The organism is Halobaculum roseum, assembly GCF_019880245.1.
Taxonomy (GTDB): Archaea; Halobacteriota; Halobacteria; order Halobacteriales; family Haloferacaceae; genus Halobaculum; species Halobaculum roseum.
This window is the reverse complement of record NZ_CP082287.1, coordinates 110,738-129,925: the sequence shown is the minus strand read 5'-3', so window position 1 is coordinate 129,925 and position 19,188 is coordinate 110,738. Positions and strand designations below refer to the sequence as shown.

Below are 19,188 nucleotides of genomic sequence, written 5' to 3'. Positions count from 1 at the left end.
TTTTATGCGTATGTCGGAGAATGTAGACCAGCAGATGGAGGAGTACTTTGAGACGATGCCGTTCCTCAATCGGATTGGCATCGAAGAAGCGACGGTGAAAGATGGGGTGGCCGAATTCCGAGTCCCCTATGAGGAAGGGATCACGAATCATACTGTTGTTCACGGCGGCGTCATGGCTACACTTGTCGACGCCACCGTGGCAGGCGCGATCCATAGCGACGCAGAAGCCACCCTCGACGAGATGGAGCCACTAACGATCAATATGGACGTCAACTATCACGCCCCTGTAACAGAGGGCGAGATCGTCGCTCGTGCGGAACTCGTCCAGCGAGGAGGGACAATCGCAGTCGGTGAGGCTGAGATCCACAATGAAGGTGAACTTGCCGTGTCGGGTCGCGCGACCTACTTCCAGAAGTGGGAATAGGGTTCACTCTGAGCAACCAGCAGAACACTTTTACCGAAAGTTGCCAAGATATTCATTAATCATGAACATGGGAGAGGCTTTCGAACGGACGGCAGAGCGAACGCCGGACGCAGTCGGACTTGTTGATCCGGAATCGGACGTCCGATACACCTATCGAGAATGGTTTGACGAGAGCGTCGAACTAGCAGCAGCGCTGCAAAAACACAGTATCGGAACTGGTGATCGTGTCGCCGCAGCGATGCGGAACCGAGCCGAACTGGCCACGTTATACACAGCGACTCAACTGATCGGTGCAGTGTTTGTTCCGTACAACTTCCGCGTCTCGCCGGAGGAACTATCGTACCTACTCGAGAGCGCGGCGCCGGATGTACTTGTTGTCGCTGATGAGGTTACGGAGACCGTCAAATCGATGACTCACGAGTTTGACGCAGACCTCATCACAGTCGACTCGGATGTGCCCGGTGCGATGACTTACAGGTCACTTCGTGACACGGGCCGTAACTCTAAGTTCGAACCGACGTATGTGGACGCGACCAAACCGAGCCTAATTCTTCACACTGGTGGCACGACTGGAGACCCAAAAGGCGTCCCAAGAAGCCATGAGAACACACATGCGGCCGCGACAGCTCATGCGATTCAGAATTCCTGGTCGCTCGGTGAGTCGACGCTCGGCCTAATGTCGTTGTCGCACACTATGGGTATCCACACCCTTGCAACGACGATCCTCCTCGGTGGTAAGTGGATCTGTCAATGCCGGTTCTCAGCTGGTGAGACTGCCGATCTGATCGAAACAGAAGAGATCACGAGTCTCTATCTGGTTCCAACAGTGTTCCACGACCTCCTGCAGTCGGACATCGCGTCGGAGTCAGATCTTTCCTCGGTCGCGCACGTGACATACGCTGGATCCAACATGGGTCCAGCAACCGTTCGCGAAATTCAGGCCCAGTTCGATCCTGAGACCTTTGTTAACCACTACGGCAGCACGGAGGTGTACACGCACGCTATCTGTGACTTGGTGTCCAAGAAGCCGAATTGCGTGGGATATGCCGGGATCAACACTACGGTTCGTGTCGTCGAACCAAGTGACTACGGTGGTCCGAATCCGACCGCGACCGTCGGCCGCGAGTCGCTCGGCGAGATTATTGTTGACGCGACCTCTCCGGAGGCGTTCGACGGATACCTCACAGAAAATAGAGATGACGATGTTCTCGTCGACGGCTGGTTCTTCACGGGGGATTTGGGATACCGGGATGAAGACGGTGACTTGTTCTTCGTTGGCCGTGTCGACGACATGATCATCAGCGGCGGCGAAAACATCTACCCAATCGAAGTCGAAACGGTCTTGGAAGGACATGAGGCTGTCGCGGAGGCCGCAGTCGTCGGACGACCCAGTGAACGGTGGAACCAGGCGGTCACCGCATTTGTTACCCTCGCTAACGATCCCGAGGTGGTCAATTACGAGGAGATTGTCAATGCCCTTGACGAACACTGTCGGAACAGCGCCGACCTGGCCAACTTCAAACGGCCGCGAAAGTACTTCTTCATCGATTCGTTCACCAAGAGTAACGTCGGGAAAATACTGCGGAAAGAGTTACAACAACGGGAGCTAGATGTTGACGTGCATCACGTAGTCGATGTTTGACGTGACGGACGCCACATGTATCCACGCAAGTTCGAACACGTTTCGGTGCGGACCGTCGAAGAAGCTCTCGACGCGCTCGAAACGTACGACGATGCGGAACTGCTCGCGGGGGGGCAAAGTCTCGTGCCACTCCAGAAAACGAGGTTTGCCTCGCCGGACTACCTCATCGACATCACGGACATCGAAGAACTTCGGTATGTCGAGGAGGATGAAAACGAAGTACGAATCGGTGCGCTAGCGAAACACACCGATATCCAGCAAGCCAATCCGATTCAGGACCACGTTCGGCTGTTCAGCGAGTGTATCGGAGAGATCGCCGACTGGCCCGTTAGGAACCAGGGCACGTTCGGCGGAACGCTCGCCGAAGCAGATCCCTCCGGAGATTACCTTCCAGTTATGAAGGTGTTGAACCCTACGATTGAGTTGACCGGACCGGAGGGTAACCGGGAGGTCCCCTTCGAGGAATTCTACTTCGGGATGTTCACCGTCGACATGGATGACGAGGAGATCCTGACCGGCGCACGGTTACCGAAACTCCAATCGCTCGTTCCAGATGCTGTAGCTGTTGGGAGTGCGTACGAAAAACACGCCGAGCGATCGGGAGATTACGCCCTTGTGGGTGTCGCGATAGTTGTGGGAGTTGACACAGACGGACTCGTGACAGAGGCAAGGGTAAGCGTTGGCGCTGTCGGACCCCTTGTCCGCGTGACCGACGCAGAGTCGGTCGTCAAAGGAACGACGCTTGACGAGGACGCGCTCAACGCAGCAGCGACGGCTGTAGAGAAGACAGTTCAACCGGATGAGGAGGGCTCCGAAGGGGAGTACAAGGAAGCAATGGCAGGAGAGTTCGCGAAGCGTGCGCTGAGCAGTGCTTACGATCGAGCAACGGAGGAGCTATGACCGACGACACACCAACAACGACTGTATCGGTGACAATCAACGGGGAAGAGTACGTCCGGGAGACGGAAGATCGGCGACTTCTCGTTCATTTCCTACGTGAAGAGGTGGGACTGACAGGAACGCATCAGGGCTGCGTTGTCGGCAAGTGCGGTGCGTGTACCGTTTTACATAACGGTGTTCCCAAGAAGTCCTGTATGCTGTACGCCGCCGCGGTCGATGAAGACGAAATCACGACCGTCGAGGGACTTGCAAAACGCGCAGAAATGAACGGGGTCGCCATGAAAACCCGTGAAGGAACGACGTTCCACCCGCTCCAAATGGGATTTAAGCAGAACCATGGCCTCCAGTGCGGATTCTGCACACCCGGGTTCCTTATGACAGCCACAGCTCTGCTTCGAGAGAATCCAGATCCAACCCGAGAGGAAATAAAGTCCGCTATCTCAGGGAATATCTGTCGGTGCACGGGCTACACCTCGATCGTCGACAGTATCGAGTGGGCTGCGGCCCGACTTCGCGAGGATGAACCAGCGGTAGCCGACGGAGGGATCGACTCAACCCCCTGTGAAGGGTGTAACTGTGAAATCGCAGACGATGTCGAGGGAAACGATGAGTAACGCCCTCGACCGCCAAGAGGAATCGGAGGCGGATGCTGACTCGACCGCGGTCGGAGAACCCATGGGTCGTCGTGAAGATGACCGCCTCCTACGCGGCGAAGGAAAGTATATGGACGACTTTGAGCCGACTTCGAATCTCCATCACGTGGCCTTCCTCCGGTCTCCGGTTGCTCACGGCGAGATCGACGATATCGATACCACGGCCGCAGAACGCCGTGAAGATGTGACGTGTGTCCTTACGGGCGCAGACATCGCAGAGCAGATGGATCCCTTCGCAGTCGGTGTCCAGAATCCGCCCGAGTACTACCCGCTAGCTGTTGATAAGGTCAGATACGACGGCGAGCCTGTGGCAATGGTTGTAGCGACGACCAAGTACGGTGCGACCGACGCGCTGGAAGATATTGTCGTCGACTATACGCGACTGGATCCGGTTACCGACGAACTCGAAGCACTGGACGACGATTCTCCTCAGATCCATCCCAGTGGAAATTGCGCCAACTACCGCGAATTGGAGTACGGTCCTGTTGACGAAGCCTTCGAACGTGCGGACCACGTTGTCGAACGAGAGTTCGAATTCCCCCGATATACGAGTGCGCCAATGGAGACGTACGGAGTCATTGCCGAGTACGACACAGCTCGTGACGGCGCGACTGTGTGGTCAAACTTCCAAGGCCCATTCACAATGCATCCTGTTGTTGCGGGCGCATTGGGGATGTCAGAGGCGGATCTACAGTTCAAGGTACCATCCGACAGTGGAGGAAGTTTCGGTGTCAAGGCGCATATTTACCCCTACATCGCGGCAGCAGTGATAGCCTCACGCGAGGCCGGTGCACCAGTCAAGTGGATCGAAAGTCGAAGAGAGCACCTTCAGGCAAGCGCGTGTCACACGGATCGGACTCAACGTATGCGTGGCGCGGTATCCGAGGAGGGCGATATCCTAGGCGTCTGGGTCGACCTCTACGACAACTTTGGAGCATACGTTCGTGCTCCAGAGCCAGGTAACACGTTCCGTCCGCTCGGGAATTACGTGAATGCGTACGACTTCGACGCTTTCGGTGGGGAATTCCGCGCGGTTCAGACGAACAAATGCCCAGCTGGGCTAAATCGGGGTTACGGCTGTCACCAGTACTACTTCGGTCTTGAAAGACTCATAGACTGCATGGCTGATGTCGTCGGCATGGACCCGACTGCGTTCCGCGAACGGAACTTTATCGACGAAGATGAGTTCCCATATCGGACACCGACAGGCGGAGAGTATGACAGCGGACGCTACAGCAAAGCACTCCAACGGGCGAAAGAACTCTTCGAGTACGAGGACTATCTCGGCCGGCGTGACCGGGCACGAGCGAACAACCGGTACATAGGAATCGGTTGTGCGGCGATCATCGACCCGTCGGCCTCTAATATGGGATACGTTTCGGTGGCCCTCCCGCCGGAAGAGCGTGAGAAGGGGCACCCCAAGTCGGGTGCCGTCAGTGCTGTCACGATGATGGTGCAACCCGACGCGAGTATAGTGGTCGAACTCGATTCCGCTCCGAGCGGACAGGGACACGAGACGACCGCCTCCCAAATCGCGGCTGATGAACTAGGAGTCGACCCGGAAGCAATCACCGTCGTTTCGGGCATGGACACAAGCGAGAAAGCGTGGAGCGTCTCATCGGGAAGTTACTCCTCACGATTCGCCACGGTCGGTCACAGCGCTGTCAAGAACGCGAGCGAGCAAATCGCCGAACAGATGCGACGTATCGCGGCCGTAATATTGGATGTCGATCCCGTGATGATATCATTAGAAGACGGTCGTGCACACGGGCCCGACGGTGGCGCGATATCTATCAGAGAGATCGCGGGGACGGCTCACTGGAATCCATCGAAACTCCCGGACAATATCGAACCCGGCCTCCGAACCCAGCACACGTTCAGCATGGACGACTCAAGGCCGATTGACGAAGATGATCGGATCAACTCTTCAGGTTCATACGGATATGGGGTGCAACTCGTTGCAGTCGAGGTGAACAAGACAACCGGCGAAATAGACATCCTCGATTACGTCGCAGTTCACGACTGCGGAACGATCGTTAATCCCAAGATCGTAGATGGCCAAGTGGAAGGAGGGATCTTCCACGGGTTAGCAGGGAGTCTCTATGAGGAGCTTAGATATGACGACAGTGGGACACTCCAAACGGACACATTCATGGATTACGCCGTCCCGACCGCAAAGGAGGCGCCGGACGTAACGACTGACCACATCGAAACCCCGTCCCCGAAGACACCGATGGGATCGAAGGGAACCGGGGAGGCGGGAACTGAGGGTGCGCCCGCAGCCATCGCGAACGCCGTCAACGACGCGCTCGATCCGCTTGGCGTGGAAATCACATCGCTCCCGCTCAAACCACCTCGCGTGTGGTCGCTCATCGAAGAAGCAGAGGGCGAGAAGAGCAGCGACTGACCGAGGAAGACGATTCAGTGGGTTATCTAATTTGGAACAAGCGTATGTCTGTAACACAAGTTGTATTTCAGCGGAATGTTTTTAATGGACTCCCTCGTGTGAATCATCAACGTCGTGCGAGAGTCAAGCATGCACATGGGAAGAGTCTTTCAGCGATCAGTCGAACGGAATCCAAATCGAACCGCTGTCGTCGATCCCGATGAGGGTGTCGAGTACGACTACAACGATTGGAACGAGCGTGTCGATCAACTAGTAGAGGGATTGGAAGACCTCGGCGTCGGTCCTGGCGATCGCGTGGCCGTGGTTATGCAACCACGTGTTCAAGCGGGAACGATCTACTGGGCGGTGCAGAAGATCGGTGCGGTGTTCGTACCTTTCAATATTCGGGCGGCTGCCGACGAGTTGACGTTCCTAGTGGATAATACAGATCCGGATGTGATCATCTACTCCGAGATCGGCCGTGAGGCGATCGACGGAGCACACGAATCGTTTGATTCGGATATCAACCTCGTCTACATTGACGAGGATATTCCAACGTACGCTTCGCCCTACGAGTCCGTGCTGGCTGAAGATGCGGAGCCGCATGAACCGGCTTCGGTCGAACCGGATACGACGAGCATCATTCTACACACGAGCGGTACAACAGGCCAGCCAAAGGGTGTTCCGCGAACGCACACGAACACGTACACTGCGGCGAAGGCACATGCGATTCAGTCACAGTGGGTCGACGGGGAGCGGACGCTTGGGCTTATGCCGATATACCATACCATGGGGATTCGGTCACTCGTCACAACCATGATCCTCAGCGGCACGTGGGTAGCTCAACGTTCGTTCTCACCTGAACAAACCGCTGATCTGATCGAGTCAGAGGAGTTGACGAGTCTTTATCTGGTCCCAACAGTGTTCCACGACCTGGTAAAATCCGAGGCCATCGAGGGTACGGACACATCCAGCGTCGAGCGGTTGGGATACGCCGGCACTCCGATGACCAAATCCGTTGAGGCCCAAGTGAGGAACACGTTTGAACCAAGCGTCTTCGTCAATCACTATGGTAGTACAGAGGTGTACACCTATAGTGTCTGTTCGTGGATCGACGAAAAATCAGGATCAGCTGGCCGCGCAGGGATCAACACGCGAGTACGCGTTGTAGACGCAAAGCGCGACGAGGCAGTCGATCCGGAACGTACCGTTGACCCGGGAACGCTCGGCGAGATTATCGTCGATGCAACCTCTCCGGAGGCGTTCGACGGATACCTTGATCGCCCAGATGCAACCGAGCAGGCGTTTGTGGATGACTGGTACTTCACCGGGGACCTTGGTTATCGAGATGAGGATGGCGATCTGTTCGTCGTCGGTCGAGTTGATGATATGATCATCAGCGGTGGCGAGAACATCTATCCAGTGGAAGTTGAGAACGTGCTCGATGGACACGAGGAGATCGACGAGGTAGCAGTGGTCGGCCTCGAGGACGAACGTTGGAACCAGGTAGTCACTGCCTTTGTGACCGTTCCCGGATCCCAGCCAACAGGTCTTTCGGAACTGGCCGAACGGCTCGATGACTACTGTCGCGAAAGTTCTGACCTAGCCGACTTCAAGCGACCGCGTAAATATGTCTTCGTCGATGAGATCGTTAAGAGTAATGTAGGAAAGGTGCTACGACGAAAACTTGGAATCGATGACCTCGATGTAACCGTCTACGCGAACGTCAACGTATAATCGCGCATCTCGTGTATGATCGGTCGTAGTGGCGGGATTTAGCTGTGTTACCGTGGATGGATGGGACCGTCCTGCTTCGAGAGGGGTCTCCCACTGCCACCATTGTGGGCTGCAAGTAGCTCTCCAACGATGCTGAATGCGATCGCCATTGGCTCGTCCCCACCAAGGTCCAATCCCACAGGGGCAGCGATCCGATTACTGTCCACGTCGATAGGTAGCTCGTCGGTTAGTTGACGAAACCTCTTTTCTGGACCCATTACACCGATATAGTCGACTTCAGTCTCTAATAGTGACTCTAGTGCGAGTCGATCGTCTACGAAATTATGCGACATGACGATCGCATAGGTGTGGTCCGGCCGAGTGACATGATCGCCTACATCCGACGGTCGCGTCGCCGTAACCTCACTTGCGGAGGGAAACCGCCCTGGGTCCGCGTTACCGCCGCGAGCAGTGTGTAAGTGGACATCAAACCCCGCGCTGTTTGCCAAGTTGACGACTGGTCCCGCGTCTGGCTGGCCACCGAAGAGAAGTAGTCTGGGTGCCGGTTCGAAGCGGTCGATAAGTATGCGAACTGGATCACCATCTATTGAGATTTGAACAGTTCGAGTTTCCGGTGCAGAGAAGTCTTCTCCAGACGATCTGACGGCATCAACAATGTGTGAAGGGAGTCCGCGAACACTGGGAATGACTGATTCATTCTCCCCCATGACTGCTCGGTCACCAGCGACCGTACTGGACACCGAGGACTCGAGAGTCGTGATAACGGTCATGGAACGCCCCGATTGAAGTTCGTCTACGACTGGTTGATAACTCTCGTCTATCGGTTCAACCAACAGTTCAACAACGCCGTTGCAGCCAAGACCGAGCCCCCAAGCGTCGGGATCATCGCTGCTCGTAAGGTCGTACGTTTGGATGTGTGGCTCACCCTGATCAAGTACCGTGGCCGATAGTTCCACGACAGAATCCTCAAGACATCCAGCCGTCACTGCTCCCGCTACTGAACCCTTTGGTTCGACGACCATTTTGGCACCCGGACGACGATACCCGGATCCTTCAACCGATATGACGGTCGCAAGTGCAGCCTCCCGATTCGTCGAAACGATCTCCGCGATTGCGTCATGTATGTCTGAACTAGTCGCACTCCACGGACTATCTGGTGATGTGGGCATACACTGTCATCAGTGTCTTGCTCCAGCGACAATTCTCTGTCGGTGTTTTTCCATTTCTCATATGAATTAACTGACTAGTAACACTGACCAGTATAACTCTCAGAGCTGACTGATTCTAGGAGGCGCCTCATATCGGAATTGTTCTCGGAAGTGGTCATCCTAACACGAAAACACGCAAACAGCGACGCCACTCGTTGTATTTTGATCGGTTCCCTGAAACGCGGAAGCGACACGCCGCGGCTTATCGGGTATGTAGACCTCTAGTCGTGTATGGAAAAACACTCAACGTCGGACCGATTGGCGGTGGACCAGCCGACACGGGGCGCTGACCGCAATCGGTCCCTCGCTGACCAGGCCGATCCGGCTACGGACGAGATGTTGTTGCCGCAGCTCGACGACGGCATCACGCTGCTCGACGTCGAAGGAGGCCGCGGCGTCCCGATCCTGCAGTCGCTCGTGCTCGACCATCTCCTCCTGCACGACGGGCCCGCCTTCTGGGTCGACGCAAACGGACACGCGACGACGACGACACTCGCTCAGATCGCGCCCAGTCAACGGTTGCTCAACCGAATCCACGTGGCACGCGGATTCACCGCCTACCAGCACTACGGCGCCGTCTGTGATCTCCCGACGGCAGTGAACAAGTCGATCCAGATGTCCACCACCGACGCCAGGGCGGCCGGTCGAGGGACGCCAGGTCGTGACGCGGACACGTCGCCCCATACACCCGCCCTCATTGTCGCGCCGGTGGTCGACACCCAGTACCGCGCCGACGATACCCTCGGCGAGACCCACGCGAAAACCCTTCAGGCTCGAACTCTCGCCCGGTTGGCGACCTACGCCGATGGGTACGACATCCCGGTGCTCGTTACGCGAAACGAACGAAACGAATTCACCGAGTCAGTCGCGACGGTCGCCGACCACCACCTGGAGTGCGAGCAAACCCGGATGGGGCCACGGGTCGTCGGCGAGAACTTCGAGACGCTCGTCTATCCCGTCGACGACGGCGCGTACTACCAGACGACGTTCGCGTACTGGCGGCAGCTGCTCGCGGCACGCGCCACGCAGGTCGGCGTGGAACCGACGACACCGGGGCCGTCGACGCCGACCCCGGAGGGTGTCGGGACGGGCGTCACCGCTGACGGTGAGACGGTGGCGGCCACTGCGGACCCCTTGCTCGATGCGTGGACCGCGACCGGGACAGGAGGCCGATAGCGATGGGGCGCACAAACCCGACGTACCGGGATGCGCTCCGGGCCATCGAAGAGCGGTGGGCGGAGTTCCGCCGGGCACTGCGGCGTCGCGACCAGCCGCGCTTCGACCGGCTGTTCGAGTACGCCCGCGAGCATGCCGACGCGAGCGGGCTGTTGAACCACCAAAACCCGCTGCTGCCGGCGCTGCTCAGCATCGATCTTGAACAGGAGGGGCGCCTCGACGATCACGAAGAGCGCCTCGAGGAACTCGAAGCCGCGGTCGCAGCACGCGATGATCAAGAGAGTGCCCCACCGGACTCGAATCCGTGACGATGCCGTTCAGCGTGATGCAAGGGAAAGATTCCGACCTCACCGGGCAAGCGAAGCGAGAGATTGTGTGGAGAGGGAACCGACACGATACTGTGCCATCCACGCTCGATGGGTTACCGACTCCCACCGAATCGTGGCGAATATAAAGACACATGCGTACATCTGAAACACGGATGGAGGTCCGACGCACCGTCCCCGTCAAACTCGACGTGGCCGACAGCGACGCCGACCTCCTCCACGAAACCATTTCCGAGTTTCTGTGGGCCGCCAACTACGTCGTCGACCACGCGTGGCAAGGCGAGTACAAGACGACGAGCAAAGCCGAACTCCAACGCGAAACCTATGACGACGTGCGGGCAGAGACTCGGCTGCAAGCGAATCTCGTCCAGAACGCTCGCAACAAGGCTGCCGACGCCGTACAGAGCGTTGTCGCCCGGTGGAAGCAAGGGGACTATGCGGGGAAGCCGAACTTCACCGCGCCGACGCTCGTCTACGACAAGCGGTGTGCGACATTCAACGACGACCACGCCACACTTTCGACCGTCGAAGGACGGATTTCCGCTGAATACGTCCTCCCCGACGAGAACCGCGAGACACCACACTCGGAGTATCTATACAACGACGACTACGAAGTGACGGGCGCAGAACTGCACTACCGCGACGGCGAGTTCTACCTTCACGTCCGCACAAAGGCGGACGTGGAGTTCGAGACTGCCGACGACGGCAACGGCGAGCACAGCACAGTCCTCGGCGTTGACCTCGGCATCGAAAACATCGCCGTCACCTCCACAGGGACATTCTGGAACGGGTCGGAGCTGAATCATTGGCACCGCGAGTTCGAGAAGCGTCGCGGGTCACTCCACCAGCGCGGCACGCGGGCCGCACACGAAACCATCCAGTCGGTCGGACGTACTGAGACGGGCCGCTACGATCACTTCTTACACACGGTCTCCAAGGAACTCGTCGCGGAAGCCGCCGAGAACGACTGCGACGTGATCGCGTTCGAGAACCTGACCGGGATTCGTGACCGGATGCCCAACGCAAAGAAGTTCCACGCGTGGGCGTTTCGCCGCCTGTTCGAGTACGTCGAGTACAAAGCCGAAGTGGTCGGTATCTCGGTCGAACAGGTGAGTCCTGCGTACACGAGCCAGCGGTGTTCCAAGTGCGGCTTCACTCACGAGAACAACCGTCCGACCTCGGATGTGCAGAACGTATTCGAGTGCCTGAAGTGTGGATACTCCCCCCATGCGGACTACAACGCGGCGAAGAATATCGGATTGAAGTATCTCCGCTCGGCGCAAAAGTCGTCGGGCGGAGGCGCACCCGTAAACGTGCGCTTGAATCGCGGGACGTTGAACGTGAATGGCGATTACGAGCCTTCCGCCGACGGCGGACAGAACGGGAGTCCATGCGAAAGCCCCACCCGCAACGAAGCGAACGGCGAAGCCGTGAGCGAGTAGGATGGGGCAGTTTACTATCGACTTTCTGGACGACGGCCGCGTCCTGGAGTGGGAGGCAACCGCCGACGGCGCCGTCGCGACCGAGCGCGATGATACGTAGGGAGCGGAGCCAATATCTTCAGGGGTGGTCTGAGCGCCAATATGGCCTGGTGGCTCTGTTGAAACCCTCAAGGCCTGACAGGTATCGCGTGCTGAATATAGAGGGTGAGTTCAGCATGGCGAGTCCGTTCATTTCACCACACTCTACTGAACCATCCGCTAGAAAGGGAGTGCTTATTGTTCAATGAGTTGTTCTTGCTCTTCGAGGGTTTCTTCGTGGTCTTCGACAGCATCTTCTCGGGCCTCTGTCTCTCCACTGAGGCGGCCTGACAGTTCTTTGAGACGGTCTCGTTTCCCATAGAGGACGAGTGTGTCTCCGGGTTTCGTCTCCACATCTGGTTGCGGCGCCCCGATGTATGAGTCCTCCCGGCGGATGCCGAGTATCGACACCCCCTCGCTCGGTAAATCCAGTTCAGTAATCGTCTTCTCAGCCAGCCAATCCCCCGCCTCGACATCCACCTCCGCCACACGATACTCGCGTTGCAACCCGAGCAACTGGACATAATCCGTGACCTCCAACTCTGTTGTCTTACTAAGTGCCCACTCAATAAGTGGTGTGACGAGGCGGTTGAACCATCGGCTTCGTGCGAACAGGACGATTACACCGACACCACCGAGAATGTACAGTAATCCCAACAGGTTATCGCCACTAGTACGCGTGAACGAAAGCACAAGCGACGAAATCGCACCGATGATTCCAATGCTGCCGAGCCGAATGAGCGCCTTCACGGTCTTTCGGCGGCCAGCCGTGGTGACAGCCTGTTCAGCCTCTTCGGTCGTATATCCCGCTCCAGAGAATGCTGACGTGGCCTGAAAGGAGGCCACATCCGGTGAGAGGCCGTTCATCTCCAGCGCGATCGAGCCAGTACGCACAATCAACAGTGACAGCGCGAAGATGATCAGGAGTGACAGTATTGGATACGTGGCAACCATACTTCGATGTGAGTTCCCGTATTTGTAAACGTCAGCACTCACACGAACTACACGCTCTGTTCTGAGCAATCCGACTCGCACATACTGGATGCTGTGCCAGTGACCGATTCGCGCCCTCTATTCAGCATGATTGCAGAGACCTCACCGAACACTGTCAAGAGTCGCGTGCTGAGTATAGAGGATGTAGTCAACAGAATGGCAGCTTCAGAGGAATAGTCACCAGTTAGTTGGCCCTGACTCACATGCACGGGATAACGGAACGCCATACGTCCGAACGCCGGTAGCCGTCTCCCGCTTGCCGCTGATAAATTTATAATGCTACACATTATCACCTATACTCGGGGAGAGACATTATGGTACCACCATTTCATCTTAGTCCGGGATCGCGGATTATTCAGATCCGACGAGCGGACCCGACTCCGGATACAGTCGAACCACAGCAGTTGCTGTCTGGAGGGTATTCATGAGCGACGAATCCGAGGACTCGCCACCAGGCGTCCGATCCCAGGACCGGGCTGCTTCCGGCGTCCCGGCAGCGGGCTGGGCACTCGGTGATCGCTTCTCATGGAATGAAATCCATCAACGGCTGCTCGCGTCCGCCGACGAGGAAATCGCCAGCACGCTCTCGGAACTGTTTTTCAGCGGTTTCACCGCCGGCTTCGCGATCGTCTTGACGTTCATCGGCTACACGGTCGGGACCGCGACGTTCCCAAACAATAGATTCCTCGCCGCAGTGCTGTATCCGATCGGGTTCATGTACATCATTCTCGGACGGTACGAACTGTACACCGAGACCACTCTCCCACCGGTCAAGCTGGTGCTGACCCGGTTGGCCAGTCTCCCCTTGCTGTTACGCATGTGGAGCGTTGTCCTGCTGGCGAATGTCATCGGTGCCGCGTTCGGCGCGTTCATCCTCGCAAACACGCACGTACTTACGCCGGCAGAGATGGAGGTCGGAGCCGAATTCCTCCAGCACGGCCTCGAACTGGGCTGGTGGGACCTGTTCTTCAAGGCCCTGTTCGCGGGGTGGCTTGTTGCTGGCGTGGTGTGGCTCCATACGGCTGCGCGAGACACGATCTCGCGTGTCGTAATCACCTATCTCGTCTTCTACACGATTCCCGTCCTCGGCCTGTACCACGTCGTGAGTTCGGGCGCTGAAGCACTCTTCGTCGTGTTTCTCAAGACGCCGAGTCCGGGGGTACTCACCCTGATTTATGAGTTCTGGCTTCCGATCCTGCTTGGCAACACGACTGGTGGCGTCGTATTGGTCGCGCTCGCGAGCTACGCGCAAGCCGTGAGACGCCGGTATCCGGAGATTCGGGTTCTGTCGAGCCGGGAGATGCTGTTCAGTTTGAAAGGCGGTCGCCCGTTCGAAACGCCGAGACCGGGCATCCAGTTACCGGAAAACGGTGGTGGACCCGAGGAGGAATCCGACACAACTAGGTGACGTTGTACTATAGACAACCTGCAACTCTCCATTTTGTGGGGTGGTGCTGAATATGCGCTCTGTATTCAGCACGGCCTCAGTAAACTATCAGCGGCAGAGAGTTTCAATAGAGCCGGCCTGGTCTATTCACTGACTACGACTCGTCTGGACGTTCCACCGCTTCCAACCCCGCTTCGATCACCTCTCGATACGCCTCACTCAGACTGTCCATATCGGCAGCCTCCTTGTAGTCCTTCACGCGTCCAGCCAGCGTGTGGCTGATGTCGATGTTTGGTCTCATCGTCCAAAAGACCTTTACTCGTAAAAGGACAAGAAACTGTTGTCGTGAGGCGAACCAACACCTTCGCGGTCAGACCGCTTACTGACGGCGACGAGCGGCTACTCCGCGAATTGTTGGACGCCTCCGCCAGTCTCTGGAACGAACTCAACTACGAACGTCGCCAACAGTTCTTTGATGGCAACTCAGTGTGGGACACCGCCGACTACCGGAAACAGTACGTCGGTGTCCTCGGCTCAGCCACCGCTCAACAAGTAATCCGCAAGAATAAGTCGGCGTGGAAGTCGTTCTTCGCTGCCCGTGAAGACAGTGGGGATGCCGCTCCGCCCGGTTACTGGGGTAGCGAAGACGCTGGACGTGAGCTGCGTACGTTTATCCGGAACGACCAGTACACGCTTGAGTTCGGCGAGCGGAGTCGAGTCGAGATCCCCGTAGGGCAAGACTTGAAAGAGAAGTACGGACTCGGATACTACGAGCGACTCCGTCTGGAACTTGTTGGGAGCCGGAAGTGGGACGGCGAGAAAGGGCAGTTGGAAATACAGTACGACGAAGTGAGCGACACGTTCAGAGCCTTTCAGCCCGTCACAGTACCAGATTCGAAACGGGATTCACCACTAGCCGACGAATCGGCTGCTCTGGACGTGGGCGCAAACAACTTCGTCGCCTGTACGACGACGACCGGCAAACGGTTCCTCTACGAGGGTCGCGAGTTGTTCGCTGACTTCCGTGAGACGACCGAAGAGATCGCCCGTCTACAATCTAAACTTCGCGAGGGTCGGTACAGCAGTCAGCGGATTCGCCGACTGTACCGTAAGCGAACGCGTCGCCGTGACCACGCGCAGGAAGCACTCTGTCGTGATCTGATCGAACGGCTGTATGATGAGGGCGTAGCAACGGTGTATGTGGGCGACCTCACTGACGTGCTCTCGACACACTGGCACCCAGAAGTCAACGAGAAGACCCACCAGTTCTGGGCACACCGCTCGTTTGTCGATCGTCTCAAAGACACTGCCGAGGAGTACGGAATCTTTGTCGAAGAGCGGTCAGAGGCGTTCACGACGGCAACCTGTGTCGAGTGTGGCGAGCAGGTGGAGACAGAGCGGTATGGCGACGTGTTTCGGTGTTCGTGTGGACACGAGAGCCACGCTGATCTCGACGCCTCACGGACGTTTCTTGAACTGGAGACTGGCACTGAATTCGAGACAGGGTCGATGGCATGGCCCGTGCGCCTCACGTGGGACGACCACACTTGGTCGGAGTCACCACGCTCTCCCGAGAGGGCCAGTCCCAACGAGGAGCGCACAGACCGGAGTACCGGCGACGGGAAACTTGCCTCCGTGGGGACGGTATAACCACAGCCTCACCGGAGGAATCCCACGGTTCAGCCGTGGGAGGATGTCAATACACCCCACGCTTCTACGTCTTCCCTCACGCCCCAGAGGCTGACCTCGACCTTACGGTCCCTCAGTCGGTGTACGACCAACATCCGTCGTCGACGTGACCGAGATGGTTGCGAGAGAGAACATCGTTCTCTGAAATCCGGAAGTGACACGCCATCGGTTATCCGGAATACCACCTATTTGTTCTACAGGAATGCCGTTCACAATCGACTTCCTGGACGAAGGCCGCGTTCTAGAGTGGGAGGCGACCACCGACGGTGCCGTCGTAACAGAACGAGACAAGTACACCCCACGCTTCTACGTCGCCGCTCGCGACCCAGCGACCGACCTCGATCTCACAACCCTCCAATCGGTGTACGACCAGCACCCGGACGTCGTCGCGACCGAACTGGTTGCGCGACGCCCCAGCTTTCGACGGGACGAGGAGGCCGTTCTCGCGGTCGATGTCGCCCACATCGACCGCGTCACCCCACTTGCCCGGCAAGCGCGCCAGCTGTCGGAGTATCCAGTCGGGGATCTCGCCTGTTTCAACGTCGACTTCTCGCGAGAGTTCCGATACTGTCTGGAGACCGGTGCCGATCCGACGCCGGCGAGCGAGCTGTCGACGCTCCGGCTCAGTATTCCGGTGACCGAAACGAGCAACGACGTCTACGAGGAACTGTCCGTCGCCGGCGACACCGTCACCGGCTCGCCGACGGATATCCTGACCGCCGTCCAAGAGGCGCTCGACGCACACGATCCGGACGTCCTGGTCTGTTCGACGAGCGAGATCGTCCCGACCCTGTACGAGATGGCGACGGACGCCGGCGTCGACGACTTCTCGCTGAGTCGGTGGCCGGACGTCGACTACCAGCAACTCGCGAGCCGGTCGACGTACTCGAGCTACGGCCGCGTCGGCCACTCGCCGGCGCGGTACAACGTGCCCGGCCGGGCGATTATCGACGAGTCGAACACGTTCTTCTACGGAGAGACGAACCTCGACGGCGTTCTCGACCTCGTGTCGCGCTCGAAAAAGCCCGTCCAGGAGCTCGCGTGGGCGTCGATCGGGAACGTCCTCACGGCGATCCAGATCTGCGAGGCCCACGACCGCGGCGTCCTCGTGCCGTGGAACTCCTGGCGCCACGAGTTCTACAAGCCGATGGGGACGCTCCACGACGCCGACCGCGGCGGCTTCATCTTCGCGCCCGAGGTCGGCCTCCACGAGAACGTCCACGAACTCGACTTCTCCTCGTTGTATCCGAACATCATCTGTACCCGGAACGTCTCGCCGGACGTTATCCGATGTGACTGCCACAGCGACTGCGACGACGTCCCCGGGCTCGGGTACTCGATCTGCGACGACCGGGGCTACCTCGTCGACGTGCTACAGCCGATCATCGACGCACGCGACGAGATCAAGGCGGCCATCCGGCGCGAGAAGGAACGGGACGACCCCGACGAGGACCGCCTGGCGGAACTCGAAGGGCGGTCGGGAGCGCTGAAGTGGATCCTCGTCGCCTGCTTCGGCTATCAAGGGTTCAGCAACGCGAAATTCGGCCGTATCGAGTGTCACGAGGCAATCAACGCGTTCGCTCGCGAGATTCTGCTGACGGCGAAACAACGGCTGGAAGCCGGCGGCTGGCGGGTCGTCCACGGGATCGTCGACTCCATCTGGGTGACCCCGGACCCCGACGTCGACGACGAGGACCGCGAGGACCTCGAGACGCTCGCGACGGAGATTACGGAACGCGTCGAGATTCGGCTCGAACACGAGGCGCACTACGACTGGGTGGCGTTCGTCCCGCAGCGCGAGAGCAACGCAGGCGCGTTGACGAAGTATTTCGGGAAGGTCGCCGGCGACGACGATTTTAAGATCAGAGGCATCGAAGCCCGGCAGCGCTCAACCCCGCCGTTCATCGAGGACGTCCAGCGGAACTGTCTCGAACGGCTCGACGCGACTCGATCTCCGGACGCCGTACTCGACTGTCTTCAGGATGCTATCAAGCGCCTCCACGCTGGAACGGTGCCGGTCGAGCAGCTCGTCGAACGGAATCGTGTCTCCAAGCCGCTGGAGGGATACACGCAAAACACCCAGAACGTGGCGGCGCTGAAGCGGGCTCGCGATCAGGATCTCGCTGTTCATCCAGGCCAAGACATCGAGTACGTGGTCGTCGACGACAAGAAAAGCTCGCGAGAACGGGTCGCGTTGACTCACGAGGAGGTCGAGTCGTACGATGCGTCGTACTACGAGACGCAACTCGTCAGAGCTGTTGAGAGTGTGCTGTCACCGCTTGGCTGGGATCGGACGGAGATTCAACGCGAGATCGCGGAAACTAGGGAAACGAACTTGGCCGCCTTCACCGAGATTGAGTGAGATTAACCAACACTGTCGATGTGTCAGGAGATATGTTGGTTAATACTGAGTGGAGACACGGACTGGAAGCCGGAGAGAATACCTCGCCCACACACCCCTCGTCCAGAGTGAAAACCAATCAGAGGTGTGGGGTGAGGTCCACGGGAAATAGGGGTTTTCGTGAGAGGTGGTCAGCAAGAATCACGGATAGACAGCCTGAGACGGGAAAACAGGGAAGGAATGAAACAGGGAACACAAGTAGCGGTTCGAAACCACCCGGACGAATGCCGCCTTCGTCCTCCTTTGTGTGCTGAATGCACTTGGGGAATGGTAAGGAGCAGGTAGTAATAAAACTTCTAGGTAATACTATGTAGATTGGTATGTTTAGAGGATCCTCGGCTGTGTGACGACTGCTGTTAGAGAGATACACGTCTCACGCCTTGTGATTTCGGCACTTCTCAGCCGACTCGCCGTGTGGTTTCCGCCCGGTCAACCGAGGGACTCTCGTAGCGTTTCACTCTGGACGAGGGGTGTGGGGGTTCGATTCCGTCGTCAGTGTATTATGAGACGTTGAAGGAACAATCGTCATTCTGACTATTCGCCAACCAGCTAAGCGGCATCAAAGGCCGAAATCGGGATTGGTATCTCCCTCGTCAACCGTAATCAAGACACCCAATCCCGACAGTTCCTACTGTACCCTGCTTTGCTTCGGCTGGAGATCTGGCCTGCGTCTTCACTCTTGATTGGGGGTGCCGACAAACGCTCGTCACTGTCACTCGGGGTCCACACTCCACTCCAACTCGTCA

Annotated in this window: 14 protein-coding genes; 12 read left to right on the top strand and 2 right to left on the bottom strand. The window is 57.8% G+C overall.

The genetic code is table 11. The features are described 5' to 3' along the window. Positions 1 to 10: 10 nt before the first annotated feature. From K6T36_RS15910 to K6T36_RS15885, 6 genes are all read left to right on the top strand, one after another. Positions 11 to 424, top strand: coding sequence for a PaaI family thioesterase (locus K6T36_RS15910; RefSeq protein ID WP_222923491.1), 414 nt, complete (start codon positions 11 to 13; stop codon positions 422 to 424). A gap of 61 nt (positions 425 to 485) precedes the next feature. Continuing rightward, a complete protein-coding gene (locus K6T36_RS15905) occupies positions 486 to 2,066 on the top strand; it encodes a class I adenylate-forming enzyme family protein (RefSeq protein WP_222923490.1) in 1,581 nt (526 codons plus the stop codon). Between the two features lie 15 nt (positions 2,067 to 2,081). Beyond that, positions 2,082 to 2,966 (top strand): FAD binding domain-containing protein, encoded by an 885-nt coding sequence (locus K6T36_RS15900; protein WP_222608963.1) that lies wholly within the window; start codon positions 2,082 to 2,084, stop codon positions 2,964 to 2,966. After that, entirely contained in the window at positions 2,963 to 3,580 is a 618-nt protein-coding gene (locus K6T36_RS15895) for a (2Fe-2S)-binding protein (RefSeq protein ID WP_222608964.1), read from the top strand. Before K6T36_RS15900 ends, K6T36_RS15895 begins: the two co-directional genes overlap by 4 nt. After that, the gene (locus K6T36_RS15890) at positions 3,573 to 6,026 is read left to right on the top strand and encodes a xanthine dehydrogenase family protein molybdopterin-binding subunit (RefSeq protein ID WP_222608965.1); all 2,454 of its coding nucleotides are present in this window, start codon (positions 3,573 to 3,575) and stop codon (positions 6,024 to 6,026) included. Before K6T36_RS15895 ends, K6T36_RS15890 begins: the two co-directional genes overlap by 8 nt. 129 nt (positions 6,027 to 6,155) lie before the next feature. Further along, a complete protein-coding gene (locus K6T36_RS15885; RefSeq protein WP_222608966.1) occupies positions 6,156 to 7,742 on the top strand; it encodes an AMP-binding protein in 1,587 nt (528 codons plus the stop codon). 47 nt (positions 7,743 to 7,789) lie between these two features. Here K6T36_RS15885 and K6T36_RS15880 read toward each other — a convergent pair whose 3' ends face one another. Then, positions 7,790 to 8,911 (bottom strand): XdhC family protein, encoded by a 1,122-nt coding sequence (locus tag K6T36_RS15880; protein WP_222608967.1) that lies wholly within the window; start codon positions 8,909 to 8,911, stop codon positions 7,790 to 7,792. A gap of 270 nt (positions 8,912 to 9,181) precedes the next feature. On the opposite strand from K6T36_RS15880, the gene K6T36_RS15875 reads away from it, so the two are divergent. The 3 genes from K6T36_RS15875 to K6T36_RS15865 all read left to right on the top strand — a co-directional run bounded on the left by K6T36_RS15875 (position 9,182) and on the right by K6T36_RS15865 (position 11,894). Beyond that, complete coding sequence (locus K6T36_RS15875) at positions 9,182 to 10,126, top strand: hypothetical protein (protein ID WP_225935251.1); 945 nt, start codon at positions 9,182 to 9,184, stop codon at positions 10,124 to 10,126. Positions 10,127 to 10,128: 2 nt separating this feature from the next. Beyond that, positions 10,129 to 10,434 carry a DUF8156 family protein gene (locus K6T36_RS15870; protein ID WP_222923667.1) on the top strand — a complete coding sequence of 102 codons (306 nt, stop codon included), beginning with the start codon at positions 10,129 to 10,131 and terminating at the stop codon, positions 10,432 to 10,434. A 173-nt stretch (positions 10,435 to 10,607) separates the two neighbouring features. Beyond that, positions 10,608 to 11,894 carry an RNA-guided endonuclease InsQ/TnpB family protein gene (locus K6T36_RS15865; protein ID WP_222923666.1) on the top strand — a complete coding sequence of 429 codons (1,287 nt, stop codon included), beginning with the start codon at positions 10,608 to 10,610 and terminating at the stop codon, positions 11,892 to 11,894. Between the two features lie 273 nt (positions 11,895 to 12,167). Here K6T36_RS15865 and K6T36_RS15860 read toward each other — a convergent pair whose 3' ends face one another. Next, the gene (locus tag K6T36_RS15860) at positions 12,168 to 12,926 is read right to left on the bottom strand and encodes a potassium channel family protein (RefSeq protein ID WP_188873101.1); all 759 of its coding nucleotides are present in this window, start codon (positions 12,924 to 12,926) and stop codon (positions 12,168 to 12,170) included. Positions 12,927 to 13,389: 463 nt separating this feature from the next. Between K6T36_RS15860 and K6T36_RS15855 the strand changes: the two genes are divergently transcribed. The 3 genes from K6T36_RS15855 to K6T36_RS15845 all read left to right on the top strand — a co-directional run bounded on the left by K6T36_RS15855 (position 13,390) and on the right by K6T36_RS15845 (position 18,403). After that, positions 13,390 to 14,373 (top strand): formate/nitrite transporter family protein, encoded by a 984-nt coding sequence (locus tag K6T36_RS15855; RefSeq protein WP_188873102.1) that lies wholly within the window; start codon positions 13,390 to 13,392, stop codon positions 14,371 to 14,373. 324 nt (positions 14,374 to 14,697) lie between these two features. Continuing rightward, a complete protein-coding gene (locus K6T36_RS15850; protein WP_188873103.1) occupies positions 14,698 to 16,002 on the top strand; it encodes an RNA-guided endonuclease InsQ/TnpB family protein in 1,305 nt (434 codons plus the stop codon). Positions 16,003 to 16,243: 241 nt separating this feature from the next. Beyond that, on the top strand, positions 16,244 to 18,403 hold the full coding sequence (locus K6T36_RS15845) for a type B DNA-directed DNA polymerase (RefSeq protein ID WP_222923665.1): 2,160 nt from the start codon (positions 16,244 to 16,246) through the stop codon (positions 18,401 to 18,403). The last annotated feature ends 785 nt before the right edge of the window (positions 18,404 to 19,188 follow it).